General features: G+C 36.5%; 19 protein-coding genes and 2 riboswitches. Of the genes, 11 read left to right on the top strand and 8 right to left on the bottom strand.

Annotation, left to right across the window (positions count from 1 at the left end; all coding sequences use genetic code 11):
• Positions 1 to 219 precede the first annotated feature (219 nt).
• Positions 220 to 378: a DUF3951 domain-containing protein gene (locus ABH968_RS16830; protein ID WP_370045747.1), complete on the top strand. Its 159-nt coding sequence runs from the start codon at positions 220 to 222 to the stop codon at positions 376 to 378.
• Between the two features lie 197 nt (positions 379 to 575).
• Here the strand turns inward: ABH968_RS16830 and ABH968_RS16825 are convergent, their stop codons facing one another.
• The 5 genes from ABH968_RS16825 to ABH968_RS16805 all read right to left on the bottom strand — a co-directional run bounded on the left by ABH968_RS16825 (position 576) and on the right by ABH968_RS16805 (position 4371).
• On the bottom strand, positions 576 to 1856 hold the full coding sequence (locus tag ABH968_RS16825; protein ID WP_370045746.1) for a Na+/H+ antiporter NhaC family protein: 1281 nt from the start codon (positions 1854 to 1856) through the stop codon (positions 576 to 578).
• A 109-nt stretch (positions 1857 to 1965) separates the two neighbouring features.
• A riboswitch (SAM riboswitch) is annotated at positions 1966 to 2073 on the bottom strand.
• Between the two features lie 266 nt (positions 2074 to 2339).
• Complete coding sequence (locus ABH968_RS16820) at positions 2340 to 2687, bottom strand: hypothetical protein (protein ID WP_370045744.1); 348 nt, start codon at positions 2685 to 2687, stop codon at positions 2340 to 2342.
• 30 nt (positions 2688 to 2717) lie between these two features.
• Entirely contained in the window at positions 2718 to 3047 is a 330-nt protein-coding gene (gene crcB, locus ABH968_RS16815) for a fluoride efflux transporter CrcB (protein WP_370045742.1), read from the bottom strand.
• Entirely contained in the window at positions 3044 to 3406 is a 363-nt protein-coding gene (gene crcB, locus ABH968_RS16810; RefSeq protein ID WP_370045740.1) for a fluoride efflux transporter CrcB, read from the bottom strand. The genes crcB (ABH968_RS16815) and crcB (ABH968_RS16810) overlap by 4 nt, the downstream gene beginning before the upstream one ends.
• 674 nt (positions 3407 to 4080) lie before the next feature.
• Positions 4081 to 4371, bottom strand: coding sequence for a VOC family protein (locus tag ABH968_RS16805; protein ID WP_370045739.1), 291 nt, complete (start codon positions 4369 to 4371; stop codon positions 4081 to 4083).
• A gap of 825 nt (positions 4372 to 5196) precedes the next feature.
• Here ABH968_RS16805 and ABH968_RS16800 point away from each other — a divergent pair.
• Positions 5197 to 6939: an ABC transporter ATP-binding protein gene (locus ABH968_RS16800; RefSeq protein WP_370045737.1), complete on the top strand. Its 1743-nt coding sequence runs from the start codon at positions 5197 to 5199 to the stop codon at positions 6937 to 6939.
• On the top strand, positions 6936 to 8672 hold the full coding sequence (locus ABH968_RS16795) for an ABC transporter ATP-binding protein (protein WP_370045735.1): 1737 nt from the start codon (positions 6936 to 6938) through the stop codon (positions 8670 to 8672). The genes ABH968_RS16800 and ABH968_RS16795 overlap by 4 nt, the downstream gene beginning before the upstream one ends.
• Positions 8673 to 8739: 67 nt before the next feature.
• Here the strand turns inward: ABH968_RS16795 and ABH968_RS16790 are convergent, their stop codons facing one another.
• Positions 8740 to 9111: a hypothetical protein gene (locus ABH968_RS16790; protein ID WP_370045733.1), complete on the bottom strand. Its 372-nt coding sequence runs from the start codon at positions 9109 to 9111 to the stop codon at positions 8740 to 8742.
• Positions 9112 to 9286: 175 nt separating this feature from the next.
• Here ABH968_RS16790 and dacB point away from each other — a divergent pair, with 175 nt between their 5' ends.
• The 8 genes from dacB to ABH968_RS16750 all read left to right on the top strand — a co-directional run bounded on the left by dacB (position 9287) and on the right by ABH968_RS16750 (position 20206).
• Positions 9287 to 10720 carry a D-alanyl-D-alanine carboxypeptidase/D-alanyl-D-alanine endopeptidase gene (dacB, locus tag ABH968_RS16785; RefSeq protein WP_370045731.1) on the top strand — a complete coding sequence of 478 codons (1434 nt, stop codon included), beginning with the start codon at positions 9287 to 9289 and terminating at the stop codon, positions 10718 to 10720.
• A 311-nt stretch (positions 10721 to 11031) separates the two neighbouring features.
• The gene (locus ABH968_RS16780) at positions 11032 to 11805 is read left to right on the top strand and encodes an IclR family transcriptional regulator (protein ID WP_370045729.1); all 774 of its coding nucleotides are present in this window, start codon (positions 11032 to 11034) and stop codon (positions 11803 to 11805) included.
• Positions 11806 to 12401: 596 nt separating this feature from the next.
• Positions 12402 to 13334 carry an LCP family glycopolymer transferase gene (locus ABH968_RS16775; RefSeq protein ID WP_370045728.1) on the top strand — a complete coding sequence of 311 codons (933 nt, stop codon included), beginning with the start codon at positions 12402 to 12404 and terminating at the stop codon, positions 13332 to 13334.
• Between the two features lie 335 nt (positions 13335 to 13669).
• Complete coding sequence (locus ABH968_RS16770; RefSeq protein WP_370045726.1) at positions 13670 to 13780, top strand: transcriptional regulator; 111 nt, start codon at positions 13670 to 13672, stop codon at positions 13778 to 13780.
• A 525-nt stretch (positions 13781 to 14305) separates the two neighbouring features.
• The gene (gene lepB / locus ABH968_RS16765) at positions 14306 to 14863 is read left to right on the top strand and encodes a signal peptidase I (protein ID WP_370045724.1); all 558 of its coding nucleotides are present in this window, start codon (positions 14306 to 14308) and stop codon (positions 14861 to 14863) included.
• Positions 14864 to 15351: 488 nt separating this feature from the next.
• Positions 15352 to 15451, top strand: a riboswitch (purine riboswitch).
• A 67-nt stretch (positions 15452 to 15518) separates the two neighbouring features.
• Positions 15519 to 16709, top strand: coding sequence for an MFS transporter (locus ABH968_RS16760; RefSeq protein ID WP_370045723.1), 1191 nt, complete (start codon positions 15519 to 15521; stop codon positions 16707 to 16709).
• A gap of 102 nt (positions 16710 to 16811) precedes the next feature.
• A complete protein-coding gene (locus ABH968_RS16755; protein WP_370045721.1) occupies positions 16812 to 17096 on the top strand; it encodes a hypothetical protein in 285 nt (94 codons plus the stop codon).
• A 503-nt stretch (positions 17097 to 17599) separates the two neighbouring features.
• Positions 17600 to 20206: a cation-translocating P-type ATPase gene (locus ABH968_RS16750; protein WP_370045719.1), complete on the top strand. Its 2607-nt coding sequence runs from the start codon at positions 17600 to 17602 to the stop codon at positions 20204 to 20206.
• Between the two features lie 52 nt (positions 20207 to 20258).
• Here the strand turns inward: ABH968_RS16750 and ABH968_RS16745 are convergent, their stop codons facing one another.
• Positions 20259 to 20744, bottom strand: coding sequence for a DUF3231 family protein (locus tag ABH968_RS16745; protein WP_370045717.1), 486 nt, complete (start codon positions 20742 to 20744; stop codon positions 20259 to 20261).
• 547 nt (positions 20745 to 21291) lie between these two features.
• Positions 21292 to 21579: a hypothetical protein gene (locus tag ABH968_RS16740; protein WP_370045715.1), complete on the bottom strand. Its 288-nt coding sequence runs from the start codon at positions 21577 to 21579 to the stop codon at positions 21292 to 21294.
• Between the last annotated feature and the right edge of the window lie 66 nt (positions 21580 to 21645).

Here is a 21645-nt window from a genome sequence, read left to right as displayed (position 1 = left end):
TTGCTGAAAAAGAAATAGATGCACCGAACCACAGGAAAAACTGACTTATTGTCGAAATATCATATAATTAAAGTGTGTTTTGGGATAATTATTTTTACAATCTGAGCATGTCAAATGTTTGATGACAATATAATAGTACAGTTGCCTACATTAATTGGTAGTACACCTACAAAATAGGAAAACCATAACTAACTACTCGGTGAGAAAGGATAAGATGGAATGAATATTGGGAATAGCGTTGCGCTTATTGTAAGTCTGATTTTTTCAAGCATTTTGGTTCGTGCAATTTATCGCGTTTTTGTGAAAAAGAAAGTACCTACTATGACCTATACACCATATGATGATGCCATGAATGGAGTAGGAAAACATGACAATTGAACTTTTAAGTGAGTAGTTCAATCCTCAAAAAGTACGGTAATTTTAACAGGTGCCAACTTATTTTAATTAAAGCGAGCTTGCAGACTTGCCTCAAATAAAAAATCCAATCGTTTTGATTAATCTTTTTTCAAAACGATTGGATTATTTTAATTTGAAATCATTCTAAAGATTCATCCGTCACTTTAAAGTGATGAAGTTCAGGCTGTCTTTTTTGCCGGGTATCCGATGAGGATAGCGATAATTCCGCAAATTCCTATAAGGATTGGATAGAACGAGTATTGTAGCATGCTCACTGGCGAAATTCCGGCTACGCTTGCGGCTGCGAGGAATTGGGCTCCGTATGGCAGAATGCCTTGGATCGTACAGGAGAAAATATCTAATATACTTGCGGACTTTCTCGGCTCAATCTCATACTGTTCAGCAATATTTTTTGCAAGCGGACCAGCAATTAAAATAGCAATCGTATTATTGGCCGTAGATAAATTAGTTAAGCCCACTAGGCCAGCAATGCCAAATTCAGCACCTTTTTTCGATTTAATTCTTCGTGTCGCAAGGTAAAGCAGAAAGTCAATTCCTCCGTTAAACTTTATAATCTCCACCATGCCAGCTATTAATATCGCAAGAAATGCCATTTCATACATGCCTGACATTCCTTCGCCAATCTTTTGCAAAAGGCTCATTAAATGATAGCTGCCATCCGCTAAGCCAACAGCCCCGGCAAGAACAATCCCAAATGCTAGAACAAGGAAAACATTCATTCCAGCTAACGCAAAAATAATAACCAAAACATAGGGAACAATTTTTATCCAACTATAGCTTAAATGCTCGACTTGTCCCGTTTCACCCATTGTGATAACCCCTAAAATGATGCTCGTTACAATAGCTGCTGGCAACACAATCCAAAAATTCACCTTAAATTTATCCTTCATTTGTGCGCCTTGTGAACGAACGGCAGTAATTGTTGTATCTGAAATAAAAGATAAATTATCGCCAAACATCGAACCGCCAACAATCGCTGCCATTACTAAAGCCATGGAAAGGTCGATATGCCCGCTTATCCCAACTCCAATTGGCGCCAGTGCAACAATCGTTCCCACCGATGTACCCATAGACAGGGAGATAAAGCAGGCAATGATGAACAGGCCTACGACAAGCAAGTTTGGTGGAACGACCGATAAAGCAAAGTTAACAGTGGAATCCACTGCCCCCATGCCTTTTGCTACCTCTGAAAAGGCACCAGCCAAGAGAAAAATAACAACCATCAGCATGACATTTAAATTTCCTGCGCCTTTACAAAAAATATCAACCTTTTGCGAAAACGATTCTTTTCGATTCATCGCCAGAGCCACAGCACCTGAAATGGAAATGGCTACAATGACTGGAAATGCGTAAAAATCACCTGTAATAACCCCTGAACCAATAAATAAGATCAAAAAAACAACAAATGGGATCAGCGCCCATGGATTCCCTTTCTTCATGTCTACCTCCAAAAAATAAAATTGGACACGTCTTTTGTCCATTCTTTTTTACGAAAAAAAGGCCTCTTCTTGTACCAACAAGAAGAGGCCTTATATCTATAAAACACTCCTCTTATCTATCAAGCCTTTGCCTGCTGGATTTGGCACAGTAACTTAAATCATAAGTTCCGCTGCCGAGATTTCATCGGGCCAGTCCCTCCATCTCTCTTGATAAGAAGCAAATATATTATTTTTTTTCACAATAATAAATATTAAAATAAAAAATCAATATTTGCAACATATTTTTATTCAAACTTTACTCCAAAGTTACATTCTGAAATATTTATGGAGGAAATTTGAACAAATAACAGGGATCAGAGGATAGGAAACTGCGATTTTTTGTACTGCTATGGAAATTTGATGTAACAATTGAAGGGAAAATAAAAGAAGTGTTGTAACAATTACAACTTTAAAAGGAGGCGCCCTTGAGACATCGAGAGGCGCCTAAAACATTTGTGGTAAAAATTCCGTCATAAAGCGTTGATTTTTACGCAGCCATATTTTTAAAATCATACGATGTGTTAGAAGTCGTTGTCTTTTATGTGGTCTAGCCTTTGCCTCTATTAAACTTTGAAGTAGAATACATGTTTCTGTTGCAAATGCTTGAGGATCAACGAGGACGTCTAGTTTATAATCAATTAACTGTGCAGCCTGTACCTTTGCAAGTAAGAGTGCAAAGCGAGTATTCATTTCTGGAAAGTTTTCTTCTAGTTCTAGGTCGATTAAAGTATATAGTGTTTGTTCAATTTCAACTTCAAGCGCTTGTAATTGTTCGATTGATGGCTGTGTCACAAAATCACCTCTAGTTTCTCAAAAATACTGCTACACAAGGAAAAAGCCAAGTGCAGCGAAAAGTAAACCGAATAAAACTGTAGTGCATATATAAACAATCGCTTGTCTCCATTTTTTCTGCTCCAAGAGCTGTAAACATTCAAAACCAAATGTTGAAAAAGTCGTATAGGCCCCTAAAAAACCAATCCCTATAAAATGCCAAATCCAATCACTTGGATGTGATGCAAATAGAAAGCCAAGCGCAAAAGAACCCGTTATATTGATCAAAAACGTTGCCCATGGGTATGTATGGACAATCAATTTTCCTAGATAAAATCTCGTTAGTGCACCCAAAAATCCACCGATACCAATAATTATCATACGATGCGCCCCTTTGCTAGTTTAAATCCTAGCCATGCACAAGCTAAACCGCCAAATACACTCACTAAAATATAAAGACCGGCTTGTAGCCATTTACTATCCTGTAAAAGTAATAGCGTTTCTAAAGAAAATGTCGAAAAGGTTGTAAAGGCACCAAAAAAGCCAGTACCAATTCCTAAAATAATAGGCGTACGTTTTGTAAACGTTGTAAATAGCCATGCTAAACAAAAGCAGCCAATTAAGTTTATGCAAAGTGTCGCAAATGGAAAACCACCGTTATTTGAAAGTGCTAGACCGAGGCTATATCGACAGATGGCACCCAAAAATCCGCCAATTCCAACAGCTAAAAATGATTTCAACGTAAAGACTCCTTACTAAAATGTCTATATTAAAAAGTGTATCATGAGATGCCCATTTTAGATAATAGTTAGGTGTTAAATTAAAGTTGGGTGATAAATTAAAAAAGTTAGGTAATAAATTTAAAAAGTTGGGTGATAAATTAAAAAAGTTAGGCGATAAATAAAAAAAGTTGGGTGATAAACTAAAGTTAGGCGATAAATTTAAAAATTAGGGCGATAAACCTTGAAATTGTTCCGATAAATCGAAAATTTGTTCCGATAAACCTTGAATTTGTTCCGATAAATTGATTTGGACCCTATCGAACTAGCTTTGTTCGATAGGGTCCTCCAGCGATGTTTCAATAACATGTTTTAATTGAAAAATAGAAGATTGTTGACTTTCGCTCTTCTTGAAAATAAAGATAGTTTCTATTATTTCGTTTAACTGCGGCAAACCATAATAGTGAATGTTGGAGTAGTAGTGAAGGTTAATTAGTTAACACAGCCAATCGTATTGTCTATTTGTAGGAATCAAGGACACTTCTTACCGATTTTATTTCCTTCATCGTAAATGGAACTTGATTCTTTTAGCCACTCTGCCATCGCACGTGTATACATACAGCCTCTGCTTCACACAAGTAGTGTAACAGATGAACTTGTTTCTGCTGTCGCAATCATGTCATAATTTATTATTACTATAATTGACCTTTAACATTGTCAATGACAGTAGCAAAATCTTTATTGGCATCAAGACTTTCCGTTATTGTAAAAACATATCCATCTGGATCTTCTAAAGATAATTCTTTTGCATTCCATGGTTGAACTGTCGGTTGTTGAATAATATTCGTTTTATTTTCCAGTGCGGCTTGATAAATACTATGAATATCACTAGAGAATAAATTAATAATGACTGAGTCAAAAGTGTTGACTTCTTCATCCTTCAATAACATTATGTCTTGGTACTTTGCGCCTCTTAAGTGTGTCATTGAAGTTGTTCCGTTAGCATCTGGAAAATCAAATACTGAATTGAAATTTAACTTCTTTCAGCGGGTGTCCAAACACCCACTGAAAGAAGTTAAAGCCTCCGGCGGATGTCACAGAATCGGAAAGGAGTTCTTTGTTGCACAAAGCCGATTCCGGACGCAATTATGCCGAGGCATAATTGATTACGTTTGCATACCATTCCTTTGACTTTTCAATATCTCTTACTTTTAGCTTTACGAATAAGGGCATTTGATAAAATTCATTCATGTCTATTTCCTCCTTTAGGTTCATACAAATTAACCATAAAGGTTTACGTGACGTGAAAGTCAATACAAAAAGTTGTAGTTTTAAATTCTAAATTTTAGTTTTTACTTTTTGTCCTAGATTTTTACTTTTAGCAATTCGCTGCTCTAAAGCGTTAATTATTTCCTGAAAAACGTAAAAAATAACAGTGAGTTAGTTGACAAATATTTCTAAGGTGTGATAATCTTCAAGAACACTATAACAAACTTTAGTAAAGGAGGGCATGACGATGTTAATTTTACCAGTATCATATCAAAGCACAACTGCATACATTGTCCATGTCTTCTAACATTTTATTTTACATTACAATAAAGGCATGGGTTATACCTTGCCTTTTATTAAGAGACACATGCTCTTTTTTTGGGGGATGTGTCTTTTTTTGTTGCAAAAAAGGGTTGTAGTGATAACAAAAAAGGGAGTGCATGTGTATGCGAAACAAAGTACAAAAAATGATTTTCATCAAGAAATTTATGGATAGTGGGTAGCAAAGCTTTAACAGCACTAGAGAAAGAAGGTTATAACGTATGTTTGATGTTTTAAGTAAATTAAGTTGGTTTTTTAAGAAATACTGGAAGCAATATACAATAGCCGTTTTGCTATTAATGATAGCAAGTGGCTTAGAAGTTGTTCCACCGTATTTACTAGGGTCAATTATTGATATATTGACTGCTGGAGAAATGACAACAGCTCTTTTAACGAAGTATATTTTGATTTTTGTGTGTATCATGATTGGGGGTTATGTCCTTAATTTTGTGTGGCAATTCAGATTATTTGAAGGGGCAATTAACCTAGAGAAAATTTTACGTCGAAACCTTATGCAGCATTTTTTGCGCATGACACCAACGTTTTATGAGAAAAATCGTACCGGAGATTTAATGGCCCGTGCGACGAATGATTTAAACGCAGTGTCGTTGACTGCTGGCTTCGGGATTATGACACTGATTGATTCCACAATCTACATGAGCTTTATTATTTTTGCCATGGGTTTTATGATTTCGTGGAAGCTTACTTTTTTTGCAATGCTGCCAGTGCCGATCATGGCCATCCTTATTCAATATTTAGGGAAGATTGTGCATGAACGCTATATGAAGGCACAAGATGTTTTTGGAGAGCTGAATGATAGTGTTCTAGAGTCGGTTGCAGGTGTGCGAGTTGTACGGGCATACGTACAAGAAAAAAAGGACGAAGCAAATTTTGCAGAGATGAGCGAGATTGTCTATGAAAAAAATATGCATACCGCAAAAATTAACGCCTTATTTGGACCGATTACAAAGGTCGGTACTGGGATTAGTTATGTTGTAGCGCTTGGCTATGGTGCTCATCTAGTAGCGACTGAGGCTATGACAGTTGGGCAGCTTGTAACGTTCAATGTTTACTTGGGGCTAGCAGTTTGGCCAATATTTGCAATTGGGGAACTTATCAATGTGATGCAGCAAGGTAACGCTTCTCTTGATCGTGTACAGGAAACGCTAAACTATGAGGCAGATGTTCGGAATATTACGAATCCACAAACGATTGCGACACCAAATGCGATTGGCTTTGATGATTTAACATTTCAATATCCGATGAGTCAGGTGAAAAACCTCCAGGAAATTTCGTTGTCGTTGAAAAAGGGGCAAACACTTGGGATTGTTGGTAAAACAGGAGCGGGAAAAACGACCTTCCTGCGACAATTATTACGCGAATATCCAGTCGGTGAGGGACAGCTATCGATTGATGGAGTCGATATTACTGCACAAACGAAGGAACAGTTACTCGACTGGATTGGTTATGTTCCACAGGATCATGTTCTATTCTCACGTACCATTCGTGAAAATATTTTATTCGGAAAAGAAGATGCTACACAGGCTGAATTGCACCAGGCGATTCGTGCAGCATACTTTGAAAAGGATTTAAACAATTTACCAATGGGCCTTGAGACACTTGTTGGTGAAAAGGGTGTATCTCTTTCAGGTGGTCAAAAGCAACGCGTTTCAATTGCGCGTGCTCTTATTAAAGACCCTGAAATTTTAATGCTTGATGACTCGCTTTCTGCTGTAGACGCAAAAACAGAGGCAAGAATTATTGAGAATATACAGCGAGAACGACAAGATAAAACGACGATTATTACTACGCATCGTTTATCAGGAATTCAGCACGCCGATTTAATTATCGTGCTAGATGAAGGCCAAATTGTAGAGCAGGGAACACATGAGCAGCTTCTTTCACAACAAGGATGGTATAAAGAGCAATTTGACCGTCAGCAGCTAGAAGGGGGTGCCTCATGAGTACGAGTCAACGTTTAACACGCTATGCAATGTATTTTAAAAAACCGATACTACTTGGACTGTTTTTCTTAACAATCGCCGTCTTTACGGAGCTTGTTGGGCCGTTTATTGCGAAGCATATCATTGATAATTACATGACAGTTGGCAGCATTGAATTAAAACCAATTACTTGGCTATTACTTGTCTATTTAATTTTAGCAATAGCTACAGCTGTTTTGCGCTATTTTATGTATATCTATTTACAAATGGGTGCCAACCGTGTTGTACAAAAATTACGTAAGGATGTATTTGAGCATATTCAAACATTGCCAATTCAATACTTCGATAATTTACCAGCGGGGAAAATTGTAGCCCGTGTCACGAATGATACCGAGGCTGTTCGTAATTTATATGTTCAAGTACTTTCAAACTTCGTTACGAGTTTAATTTCTATTGTGGGTGTATATATCGCACTCTTCATTTTAAATTGGAAAATGGCATTTCTAGCATTGACTATGGTACCAGTCGTTTATTTATGGATGATTTTATACCGTAAAGTTGCTTCGAAATATAATGATGTTATCAGAACGAAAATTGCCGATATTAACGCAATGATTAATGAATCGATTCAAGGGATGACGATTATTCAAGCATTCCGTCGTGAGCAGCAAATGACGAAGGAATTTGATGACATGAATAATGAGCATTATGCATATGAACGTAAGCTGCTCTTCCTTGATTCTGCAACTTCCTTCAACCTTGTTAATACATTAAGACTTCTTATGTTTACGATCTTTATTTTTTACTTTGGTACACAGTCATTTACGGCAACGGAAGTTATTTCTGCGGGGGCATTATATGCCTTTGTCGATTACTTAACGAGATTATTTAATCCGATCACGAATATCGTCAATCAATTTTCTCAGCTTGAGCGCTCACTTGTTGCAGGAAAGCGTGTTTTTGAGGTGTTAGATATTAACGGGGAACCAGTATCTGAAAAAAGTTTACCTAGATATAAAGGAAATGTGGTGTTCGAAGATGTTTCCTTTGCTTATAAAAATGATGAATATGTATTGAAAAACCTTTCATTTGAAGCACATCAAGGTGAAACCATTGCCTTAGTAGGTCATACAGGATCTGGGAAAAGTTCTATTATGAACTTATTGTTCCGTTTCTATGACCCATCTAAAGGGAAAATTACGATTGATGGAATTGATATCACTTCGGTTCCTCGTCAAACAATGCGTGAACATATGGGTATTGTTCTACAGGACCCATACTTATTTACAGGTACTATCGCTTCGAACGTCAGCCTGAATAATCCTAAAATTTCGCGAGAAAAAATAGAAACCTCATTAAAGGCTGTTGGTGGGGAACGTGTTTTGGCGAACTTGCCAAATGGCTATGATGAGCCTGTTATCGAGAAGGGGAGCACACTGTCATCTGGACAGCGTCAGCTAATTTCCTTTGCGCGTGCGCTTGCCTTTGACCCGGCTATATTAATTTTAGATGAGGCTACTTCTAATATCGATACGGAAACAGAGGAGATTATTCAGCATGCGATGGATGTGTTGAAAAAAGGACGTACAACATTCATTATCGCTCACCGACTTTCTACTATTAAAAATGCAGATCGTATTCTTGTCTTAAATCAAGGTAAGATTGTTGAGCGCGGCACACATGATGAGCTATTAGTACAGGGTGGCATTTACGAAAAAATGTATCAAATGCAGGCGAATTCATTGCAACAATAATTTGAATGATTACATGGAGAATGGTATAAATGAAGCCCCACTTTATGAAAAAAGTGGGGCTTTCTATTTAAGATTTTACATTTTTAAAGACATTGACAACAAAGAACAGCACTGAAATTGCCACTGCTATGCCGCCACCAGATACAAAGAGCTCAAATAACCAGCGCGGTACATCTATATAAACCATCATCATACCAACAAAGAGGAACGGCAATCCGATATTGTAAAACCAAAATTGTGCTTTGGCTAATCCTGTCTCGGCGGCATCTTTATATACGGAATAAATTAAGCCGATAAAACCAGTTGTAAGCCAACCCACCACACCAATATGTGCATGTGTCGTCTTCCATTCGAGTTGAATTGTATAATGCATAAACAGTCCAAAGGCCAAAACAATCACTAAATATAAAACTGAAATCTTTATCCATTTAGCACCCATTTATAAACAACTCCTTTCCCGAAAATGATTTAGCTAGCTATTACAGTTTATTCTTGTCGAATAAAAAAGATGACACATTATTCTTTGTAAAATAAAAAAGTGTTTTATTGTAAAATGCTAATTTTTTCCGTAGAATAAAAGCATGAAAAGTAGAAATTTGCCAATTGGAGGGTCTATGAAAAAGAAAATTAATTTTTTAGTAATAATTTTAATGGTCTGTTACTCGACCATCATCTTTGTTGAGAAGGCAGGTGCTAGTGAGCAAATGATGACAACAAAAGTGAATAGCATTATTGCGAAGAATTGGAAGAACAACGAGTACAGCATGACCGTACGAGATTTAGAAACAGGGAATGTGCTCTACAATAATAATGGTGAAAAAATGATCCGCCCAGCTTCTACTCACAAGCTTTTAGTTAGTGCCGCTGCATTGGATTTATTAGGACATGATTACCGCTTTGCTACGAAGACATATGTCGATGGGGCAATTGAAAATGGTGTACTTTACGGTAATATTTATTTACAGGGCGGGGGAGATCCAACGCTTTTACCTAGTCATTTAGAATCATTCGCCAATGGATTAAAAAAAATGGGTATCTCGAAAATTACGGGTTCCTTAATCGGGGATGATACGTGGTTTGATGAAGATCGTTTACCGAAGGGAATTGTACCTCAAGAAGAGGATCAACCTTATGCTTCACGTATTTCAGCGTTAACGATTTCGCCAAATGATCAATATGATATTGCAAATGTGCAAGTGAAAGTGACAGGCTCAAAGGTTGGCACTACGGCTAATGTTCAGCTTGTTCCGTTTGCAAGTACAATTCCCGTTGTTAACAAAACGAAAATTGTTAAAAAGGGCGAGAAAAGCACTGTAAAAATAACAAGAGAATATGGTACAGATCGAATCATTGTAACTGGTAACTTACCAGCAGGTTCACAGAAAAGTACATATGTAACTGTCTATAATCCAACCTTATATACACTCGATGTATTTCGAGAAAAATTAGTAGCAAAAGGTATCCAAACAATGCCTCTTAACACTGGGAAGGTGCCTGAGAATGCACAGCGAGTAGGTATTTCGTATTCAAAGCCATTAACTGATATTAACTTTAAATATTTAAAGTTAAGCATTAATGGCATGGGTGATATGTTGACAAAACAGCTTGGACGAGAGCTACTTGGTGAAGGAAGCTGGTCGGCTGGCATCCAAGCAATTCGTACATATGGTAGTGATAATGGGCTTACTATGGATCAGTGGTATTTTGAAGACGGTTCAGGTTTAAGTCATCGAAATCGAGTTAATAGTATGCAAGAAAGTCTATTATTATATAAAGTTCGAAGTAAATCCTGGTATAACTCATATTTAGATGCATTACCGCATGCAGGAAGAAAAGGCAGCCTTGTTGGTGCGACTTTAGAAAATCGTATGAAGGGCTATAGTGTATCTGCTAAAACAGGCTATATTTCTGGAACATATTCTTTGAGTGGTTATGTAAAAGGAAAAAGTGGAAAGTGGTATATCTTTAGTATTTTGACACAGGCCAATAAAACTTCAGCTATCCCAACTATTGATGAAATTGTCAAACAGATTGCCAATGAAATGTAAGGATGATTGCACAATAATGCAGATTCAAGAAAAATTAATGCAAGGCATACAAGACAAAAGTGTATAAACAAAAAAGGTCGTTTCAGTGTGGAACGGCTTTTTTTATGGAGAAAAAATATGGCCCATCACAATTGCTAACCCAAGCTGATCATCGGATGTCCTCTAGGAAAGCGCCCGAGTCAGTCAAAATAAAAAGCATCCCCTCGTTATAGTAAATAACTAATAATAGAAAAAGTTGGAATTATTGAAAATTATCTAGATTCATTTTATAATAATATCGCGGTTCTAATATAGAGACAAAGAGGTGTGAGATGACATTAAAAACTTTAGATAACTCTTTAGAAGTTCTTAAATATTTTAGTAAACAAACTCCTACATGGGGCGTGCGTGAATTAGCGAAAGAAATGAATATTAGTCACTCCATTATTTATAGGATCTTGTCAACGTTTGAAAATCATGGCTTTTTAATCCAAAATCCTGAGACGAAAAAATATGAGTTGGGGCTTCGTTTTTTAGAATTCGGTCAAATGGTAAAAGAAAAATTGAATCTTTCAGATTTTGTTTTACCTATAATGAAAAAACTTTCAGAGGAAATAAAAGAGTCCGTATTTTTAACGTGGCTGGACGGAACAGATGGAGTAACAGTAGAGATTGCAGAGAGTTCGCAAACTATTAAATTCTCGGTTTCAATTGGAACGAGAACACCACTTTACATAGGTGCTTCTTGTAAGACAATCATGGCCTTTCTTCCAGAAAATAGACAGGTGGACATTATGAGTAAAGGGATGGAGAAATTCACTCCAGAAACCATCACAGACCCAGATGAGATGTTATTAGATTTAGAGAAGATTCGAAATCAAGGCTGGTGTTTTACGACAGGTGAATATTCTCATTCTGTATTTGGGATTGGTGTACCACTTTTTAATAGCAAAGGTGAAATTATTGCTTCTTTAACCTTAGCGGGCCCAGTTTATCGGAAACCAACGGCGGAGAAACTTCCTGAAATAGTGAAAATTATCCAATATGCAGCGATGAGTATTCAACGATATTTCGATCAATATAGCTTTAAACTTTATAATGACTAATCTATAACTTCTTGCAGCGGGTGTCCAAACATCCGCTGAAAAGAGGAACTAAGGCTAAGAACTTCACATCCTGTGAAAACGCCCGAGTGACCAACATCGTGTTGTTGCCGCTGCCGCTTCGCTTTCGCGCAGATAAAACCCTTTTGCTGTCGCTTCGCTTTCGCACAGATAAAACACGTTGCTGCCGCTACGCTTTCGCGCACAAAAAACATCTGCTGCTGACGCTACGCTTTCGCGCAAAAAAAAATCTGTTGGCCTAAAGCCTCTGGACGCAATTATGCCAGGCATAATTGATTGATGTCTGTTAAAAAGGCTCGGGGCACTGTAAAGCCTTTTGCTAATGTCATTTATTAATTTTGTTTTCTAGTAAAATTTCGTATAAACATAGTGGAATTATGTAAGTCGCTTTTTCATAAATTTAGCTGACACTAATAAATGAGGGATCATTTACAAATCAAGGAATACTTTATCGTACATTTAGTAAATACTAGTGTACGTCTTTTTTTCGTCCAATATGCATATAATTAGACATATTAACTTTTTTCCAACTTAAAACGTCAAAAAGAGGGGTAAATTTTGCAAGAGAGGACTTATGTATGGAAAAAAATATGAAACGCTCAAAGAAAAAGAGCAAGAAGAAAATTTGGCTATGGATAGTAGGTAGCTTATTAACAATTTTTTTGATTTTTATAGGTACTGCTTATTATACAATCCAAAAAACGATGAATAAAATAAATACACCATTAATTGAAGCGACAGGTGATGACAATAAAGAACAAAAAATAGTTACGAAAAAGGACCCGTTTTCGGTGTTAATGCTTGGAGTGGATGAACGTAAAAATGATAGTGGCCGTTCAGACACGATGATAGTTATTACGGTGAATCCTGAAAAACACACAATGAAGATGCTCAGTATACCACGAGATACACGGACAGAAATTATTGGCCATAATTCCGTCGATAAAATCAACCATGCCTATGCATTTGGAGGCGTCCCAATGGCGGTGAATACGGTGGAGCATTTTTTAGATATACCAATTGATTATTATGTGTTTATTAATATGGATGGCTTCTTGCAAATTATCGACACGATTGGTGGAGTAACGATTGATAATGACATGGATTTAACTTATGATTCCTACCATTATCCGAAGGGTGAGATCACTTTAGACGGTGATAAGGCACTAGTTTTTTCACGTATTCGTTATGAAGATCCACGCGGTGATTTTGGTCGTCAAATTCGCCAACGACAAATTATTGAAGCGGTTCTGAAAAAAGCCTCGTCGACATCTTCTATATTATTAAAGGCTACAGATATGCTTGATGTAGTAGGAGAAAATGTTCGTATGAATTTTTCGATGAAGGACTTAATCCAACTACAAAGTATTTATAAAAAAATGGATGGTAATATTGAGCAATTGTCGTTTAAAGAGGGAGATGGCAAAAGGATTGACCACATATGGTATTTCATCCCTGAAGAGACAGAGCTAGAAAAAATCAAATCGGAATTAAAAGTCCATTTGCAATAAATACTAAAGAGTAACAATTTGAGTGATAGCTGTAAATATTTTGACAATGAAGGGAGGGAGAAAAATGAATGGGAGGACCCAGGTGCTTAGGTATACAGCTCTAAATAATTGCATGCAAAGCTATGTGCCTAAGCGTAAAGTTCAAAAAAAACCAGTCAGTTCAGCTATACGTTATTTACAACTATTGTGCTTAAAAATTTTCATGTAAAACATAAAAAAATCATTCAGGTAGGGTGCATGCCTAGTTGAATGGTTTTTTTATTTCATTCAAATGTTTGAAATATCAGAAAATTTAGTGTATAATTGCATTAGAAATGGTTGAGGGAGTGATTGTGATGATCATAGGCACAATTTTATTAGCAGTTGCATTACATACCGGTATTGTTTTAGTAGTAGACTTAATGAATGAGCAGCACCACTCTACTACGCAAAGTAACCATTCATAATCGAAAAATAAAAAATAGAATGCATATAGGCAAAGCTATTAAGTAGCTTTGTCTATTTTTTGTGGCTAGTCACCAAAAAATTAGGGATGACATTTGTTAAAACGTATCCGCGAATTTTGGGCTGAGCGGATTAGTTTTCTTTCGGACCTGAGCTGTTCTTCGGTTGACCTGATCAGATCTTGGGCCGGCTGGATCGGTTTTCCCTAAGACCTGAGCGGATTTCGGGCTGAGCGGATCGGTTTTCCCTAGGACCTGAGCGTTTCTTTAGTTAATGGTTTTCACATGGGCTACAGCGTCACAGATGGGACCATGGAGCGAAACGAGTAGGGGGACCGCCTTCGTGATCAGCATCTTTTTGACTCAAGCGGCTTATTGACGTCTCCAGGAAAGCGCCCGGTCAGAACGAAATCAACCTCACATTTGGTGATGAGCTATTTTGGTAAACTTGAAACAATTTATGTGATTAATTCGTCAATATACTGTAGAAAATGTTATACTATAAAAAAACAGTATCGGGGAATGAGCATGCAACAAGAGAGATCAAGTTTCAAAAAAGAATTAATATCCTATCTTAAAATTATTGTAATTACAGCTATTATTGTTTTAGGCTGTAAGCAATTTTTATTTGCACCGATTAAAGTGCAAGGGGCTTCTATGTACCCAACTTATCATGATAAAGATCTTATTATTGTAAGTAAAATGAGTAAAATTGACCACTTTGATCAAATTGTCTTTCAATCACCAACAGAAGATGAACTATATATTAAACGAGTAATTGGCCTGCCAGGTGATACAGTTGAAATGAAAGACGATGTTTTGTATGTAAATGGCAAAGCTTATAAAGAAGATTATGTGAATCGCCAAACAGATGATCCTAATCAATTACGAATTACAGAAAATTTCACGTTAGAGCAATTAGTAAATGAAAAAAAGGTTCCTGAGGGTATGTATTTTGTACTGGGGGACAACCGTTTAAAAAGTTCTGATAGCCGCCACTATGGCTTAATTTCTAAAGATGCCATCTATGGTGAAGCTAAATTAACAATATATCCGTTTAGTCGTTTCCATATCGGTTCAAAATAAAATAAATTGGGACTTTCAGTAAAAAAAGAGGCAACTTGGGTAGTGACCTCTTTTTTTACTTTTTTAGTTTGCTGATAATGCTTTGCAAACTTTATAAGTGGGGTAATAGACGCAAACTGTTGAATTTTCAAAAGTTTCTTTTATGGGGACTTGCTGTTTGCTCAGACTAGGAGAAATGATTGCTGGTTTATCGATTGAGAGCTCTTCTACTACTGGTTCTACACCATAAAACAACAATAAAAAATAGCATACTAAACCTACTATACGCAAACAATCACCTCGCAATGTTCCTGTTATATTAGTATGTATGGTCAAACTTTAAAAAATATAAGCAAAAATCTAAAATTTCTCTCTCTTGAAATGATTTTTTATTAGGTAAGCGTTTGCATTTCAATGATTGAAAGTGCTATAGTGAACCGATTTTATGAATGATAAGGAAGAGAGAATAATAAAAAATTGTTGTCATGCAAAATTCAATGTGCTAATATATCTAACGTAAATATTTGATCTGTATAACCTCAATGATATGGATTGAGGGTCTCTACCAGGAACCATAAAATCCTGACTACAAAAATTTTGCTTTATTTTTGTAGTCAGGATTTTTTTCTTTTAAATCTCCCTACAAAAATGAAAGTGTAATAGAAGGGTGATTACTATGAATTGGAGAGTGTATATTCTTGCCGTTACTACCTTTGCGGTAGGATTGGTGGAATTAATTGTAGGTGGTATATTGCCAACAATTGCAGAGGATTTAAATGTGTCCTTAGCAACAGCGGGACAATTAATTACACTATTTGCTCTTGTCTATGCAATATCTGCGCCTGTCCTTTTATCATTAACCGCAAAAGTGGAAAGGAAGCGTCTTTATCTTATTTCTTTATTTATTTTTACTTTAGGTAATCTTATGACGTATTTTAGTACGACGTTCTTGATCGTCATGATTGCTAGAATTTTCACAGCGATGAGTACTGCATTGGTCATCGTTTTATCCTTAACGATTACAACAAAACTTGTTGAACCAAGACATCGTGCAAAAGCTTTAGGGCTTGTGTTCATGGGTGTCAGTTCTGCACTTGTCATCGGTGTGCCAATGGGGATATTTGTGGCAGAAGCATTTGGATGGCGAGCTGTGTTCTTAGGAATAGCGCTTCTTTCAACTGTATCTATGATTCTTATTGCGTTACTTCTTGAAAAAATGCCAGTTGTAGAAGTTGTCCCATTAAAGGCTCAAATGAAATCATTAGCCAACTTAAAAATCTTAAGTGCACAATTAATAACACTATTTATGCTGGCTGGTCATTATATGCTTTACGCATATTTAACACCATTTTTAGTAGAAGCATTTGATATGAGTGCCTCTTGGATTAGTATCTGTTATCTAATCTTCGGAATCGCGTCTGTCAGTGGGAATGCTCTAGGTGGTTGGCTAAGTGACAAAATTGGTACTGGTAAAGCCATTCTATTGATTGTCTCTACATTCGCCGTTGTATTATTTAGTATTCCTTACACGATTGTTGCTTTACCACTCTTTTTAGTAGTAACAGTTTTATGGGGTGCACTTAGCTGGGCTCTTACACCGCCATTACAAAATTATTTAATTCAAACTGATCCAAAAACATCTGATATTCAACAAAGCTTAAATACGGCTGCATTACAAATCGGTATATCCATAGGTTCAGCTGTCGGTGGAGCTATGTTTGCTGTTACAGGATCGGTTACGCATTTAGCTAGCTTCGGTGCCATTTTAGTTTTATGTGCGCTAGGTTGTGCTATTTTCTCTCTAAAAAGAGCGCCAGGTTCACATGGGGTTGAACTAGAGATGAAATCGGCTCACAACAACTCCTAGTTAGAGTGGAGTTTTTGGATGAAATATCCAAAAATACTGCTGAAAAAGAAGGACAATGATAGAGAGAGATAGAATGTAAGTTTAGAGGAGGTTGGTAAATACATGCAGATAGATTTAACAGAATTTCAAGGATCAAATGTGAAAGTTGTCGCAACGGTTGACCAGACGCTTTACCGAAATGTGGGTGCTATTATTTTATATGAAGAGGATTCACACACTTTATCTGTACGAAAACTAAAACGAAAAATCGCTGATCAATATATACCAACAGACGAACTCGAAAACTTTATGTTTGACTCGCAGGCAGATGCTATAAAATTTACTCATAAGCTTACTAGAATGAGTGCACTTGATTATTTATTAGTCACGAATAAAACAATAAAATAATTGCAAGACTGGCCTATAGGGAGTCTATGCATATGACGAAGGGCATTTGGAGTAGCCATATTCCAAATGTCTTTTTTGTGCGCACATCGCTAGCAAGAGGAGATGATTGTGCCCAATTGGCTTAAAGGTCATCGCGATTTATCCCGCATGAATTGCTCATAAATGTCCGATTGGTGAAGATCAGTGGAGATAAAGGAAACCCCACTGATTCAAGTTTCACTTTATATACTATTTTCACCTATAAACAAATATTTAATTTCTATACCGAATATTATCATACTGGAATAGGGCAAGGAATAGATTGTTGTAGTTAAAGTATTTTAGGGGCTCGAGTAGATAGAGAGTCTGATGATTCAATACTATTTTTAGGACATATAATTTTCTCTCTGCCTAAGATAGATAATTCAAAGGGGTCTACTGATGGGAATCTAACTTATTAACTAATAACAACAGTTACTTAATTAGCATGATTGTCTAATAATTTCAAATGGAGGGGGAATCGAATGTCAGAATATCATCAACAATCATCAGCTGAAGTTATGCAAACTTTGAACGTGACAGATCAAGGATTGAGTGATTATGACGTTCAAAAGAGGCAAGAAGTATACGGCTATAATGTATTAGAGGAAGGAAAAAAAACAAGTGCATTCGCCGTTTTCTTTGGACAGTTTAAAGATTTATTAGTCATTATTTTAATCATCGCTGCTTTCGTTTCATTTCTATTAGGTGAAGTAGGAAGCACGATTGTAATTATGATTGTCGTTATATTAAACGCTATCCTAGGCACTGTACAACATGTCAAGGCAGAACAGTCTTTGGATAACTTAAAAGCCTTAACCTCTCCAATTGCCAAAGTAATGCGCAATAATCAGCTCATAGAGATTTCTTCGGAGGATATAGTCGTTGGAGATGTTCTTTATTTGGAGGCTGGCGATTATATAAATGCAGATGGGAGATTATTAGAAAGTCATAATTTGCATATCAATGAAAGCTCGCTAACGGGTGAATCAATCGCTGTAGCGAAAAGTGTCGATCCTATCAAGGAAGACAATGTAACGGTTGCTGATAAAAAGAACATGGTATACTCTGGAAGCTTTGTGACAACTGGTCGTGGTATTGTCATGGTTACAGCTATCGGAATGCAAACTGAAATCGGCAAAATTGCCAATTTACTTGATACTGCGAAAGAGAAGAAAACACCTTTACAAGTAAGTTTAGATCATTTCGGAGAAAAATTAGCTTTAGGGATTACGTTAATCTGTTTAGCTATTTTAGTGATTGACCTTATTAGAGGACGTGCGCTTGTAGAATCGTTTATGTTTGCTGTTTCACTTGCCGTTGCAGCAATTCCAGAAGCATTAAGCTCGATTGTTACCATTGTACTAGCCTTTGGAACACAAAAAATGGCAAAGGAAAATGCCATTATTCGAAAGCTTTATGCTGTTGAAAGTCTTGGCAGTGTATCTGTCATTTGTTCAGATAAAACAGGAACATTAACTGAAAATAAAATGGTTGTTCAAGGGGTATATGTGGATGGAAAAATTATTCCACATGATCAGCTACACACTGAAAATGCAGTTGAGAAAGATCTTATGTTAAAGGCAATATTATGTAGTGATGCTGTGGAAAGGGACGGTAAGGAAATCGGTGATCCTACTGAGATTGCACTCGTAAAATTAGGGAAGCAATATGATTTTGACGAATTACTGGTAAGAGATCATTATCCAAGAGTGGCCGAAATCCCTTTTGATTCAGATAGAAAGCTCATGAGTACTGTAAATAATATCAATCAGCAATCTATTATGATTACAAAAGGAGCACTAGATGTCCTTCTTCCTAAAATTATAAAAATTGAAACTTCTCAGGGTATAGTTAATATTACAAAACAACAACGCCAAAAAATCGAAGCGGTAAATCGTGATTTTTCTATGAATGGGTTAAGAGTGCTAGCAGTTGCCTACAAAGAAGTAAAGGGAAATCAAGCAATCGATGTAAGGGCTGAAAAAGATTTAATCTTTGTTGGTTTAGTCGCGATGATAGATCCTCCAAGACAAGAATCTAAAGGTGCGGTTGAAAAATGTATAAAAGCTGGTATCAAACCGGTGATGATTACAGGGGATCATAAAATTACGGCAACAGCTATTGCCAATCAAATCGGGATTTTAAATGATCCCTCTGAAGCGATTGAAGGGCATGAAATAGAAGGGCTAACAGATCAGGAGCTTCAAGAAAAGGTTAAGGATTTTTCTGTTTATGCCCGAGTAACACCGGTTCAAAAAATTCGTATCGTTAAAGCGTGGCAGGAAAAAGGGCATGTCGTCGCCATGACAGGAGATGGTGTTAATGATGGCCCTGCCCTAAAACAGTCTGATATTGGTGTGGCGATGGGCATCACCGGCACAGAGGTAGCAAAAGATGCCTCCTCTATGATTTTAACCGATGATAATTTTTCAACGATTGTTAAGGCTATTGCAAACGGTAGGAGTATCTATACGAATATTAAAAACGCTATTTTGTTCTTATTATCGGGGAATGCAGGTGCCATTTTTGTTGTTTTATATGCAACCATATTAGGTTTACCAGTTCCTTTTGCGCCTGTGCATCTATTATTTATTAATTTACTAACGGATAGTTTACCGGCAATTGCAATCGGTCTAGAGCCGAACAATAAAAAAACAATGAAGGACAAGCCCCGAAATATTCATACACCACTATTAAATAAAACATTTACTACTCAAGTGGTGCTTGAAGGATTACTAATTGCCATTTCTACAACTATTGCCTTTGAAATTGGATTGTCCACGGGAGATACTTTAACGGCAAGCACTATGGCATTTACAACATTATGCTTGTCACGATTAGTGCATGGCTTTAACTCAAGAGCTAAAGAATCTATCTTCGTCATTGGATTATTTTCTAATAAATATACTTGGCTTGCATTCTTAATCGGTTTTTTAAGTTTACACGCAGTATTGTTTATTCCATTACTTACAGGTGTGTTTGAAGTTGCTACATTAAGTACCGCACAATTAGGCTTTATTTATAGCTTGTCTGTGCTACCGTTCATCGTGAATCAGTGGTACAAGCTATTGTTCGTGAGAAGTCGATAATGAGGAAAAAATATTGAAGCTCTCGTTTTGTTGAAACGAGAGCTTCTTAACATTACATTGTAGTAGATGCTAGTAGCCAGCCTTTGTCATTGCTGAGCCGTATTAGCTTTGCGCCAAGTATGGCATACCTCATATGAAGTTCTCCATATTTTGCAGTATGCTTCTTCTTAACAGATATTTCTAAAGCTTGACTAACTGAAATAAGTGAAGAAGCAATATGCATTGATAAAATGGTACTGATGTCTGTATCATTAATGGCTGCTTTTCCTCGAATATTTCCCATTCTTAACTTTGAGTAGTCGATTGAGGTAGAAGGAGCAAGTACCCCATTTTCCTTTAATAATGTTGTTAGGTGTTTATTTTCTTCTTTTAAACATTTCACAAAATCCACGATAATAGCCTTCAACTTTTTATCAACAGCGTGCTTGAAAAATGCATGATTTGAAGCTATATAGCCATTATTAACGCCGATCTGTGTCCAAAGCTTAAAAATTTCCTTAAATCGTAATGTTGCTAGATTTTCATTTACCAATTCCATAGTTACACATCCTAACTCTCGTTCATTAATTATGAGATTAGGATGTGCTGGCAAATGAAATTCTAATCATTTTTTACAATAAAAGGGTCTGATAATCGTAACGTAGGGGTGATTGCGTTTTCCTGAGGGTGTCCGATGAGCCGCTCATAGTTGATAAAAACTGAAATTGTTCCGATAAAACGAGAAAATATTCCGATAAAAGCTAAAATTGTTCCGATAAAATGAGATTTTGTTCCGATAAATCTTCAAAGTATTCATTTAAAAATGAATTCATCACAATACGTATTTCTGTCAGATTGTAGACAAACGCTACTCCTGATTGTATAAATCTGCATGAAGGTTTAATAATTCTGAATTTTTGACGGTTTAATCAAAATTATAATGCTATTTCGCTTCAGCTTGTCTACTCATACTAAAGATGAGGAGCTGTTGATTTTTCACGGAGAGTGGCGACTCCTGCGGGATTAGCTTGCGCGGAAAGCGCCAACTCGGAGTGAAAATCAACCTTTGCTTATTGTTACACTTTATTGTAGATAAGCTGAAAGGTTTATTCCTTTAATTTCTTGCTTTTAAAGCTATTAATGGTTGTTTTTAATGCAGCAAAGTTTCCAATAGCTGCGTAGCCATAAAAAAAGCCCATAAATATTCCTGCAATAAGATTATGCCTATGGCTAATGAAGATAGAAATAACCAAGCCAATAACAAGGGCGATCGCGGGAACATATTTAGGTTGAATATGCATAAACACCTTAATTAGCTGTGTAATAAGTAACACAGCTGGAACTGCTATTACAGCATCCCAAAAATTCGTATGGATCACTGGAAATAATTCCATTTTCTACACCTCTTTTAGTAATAACGAAGCTATGACTTTAACATATAGATTTTCCTTTTTATTTAT

The organism is Lysinibacillus sp. RC79 (genome assembly GCF_041262405.1).
GTDB lineage: Bacteria > Bacillota > Bacilli > Bacillales_A > Planococcaceae > Lysinibacillus.
The sequence above is the reverse complement of the archived record's forward strand: the minus strand, read 5'-3'. Positions and strand labels throughout refer to the sequence as shown.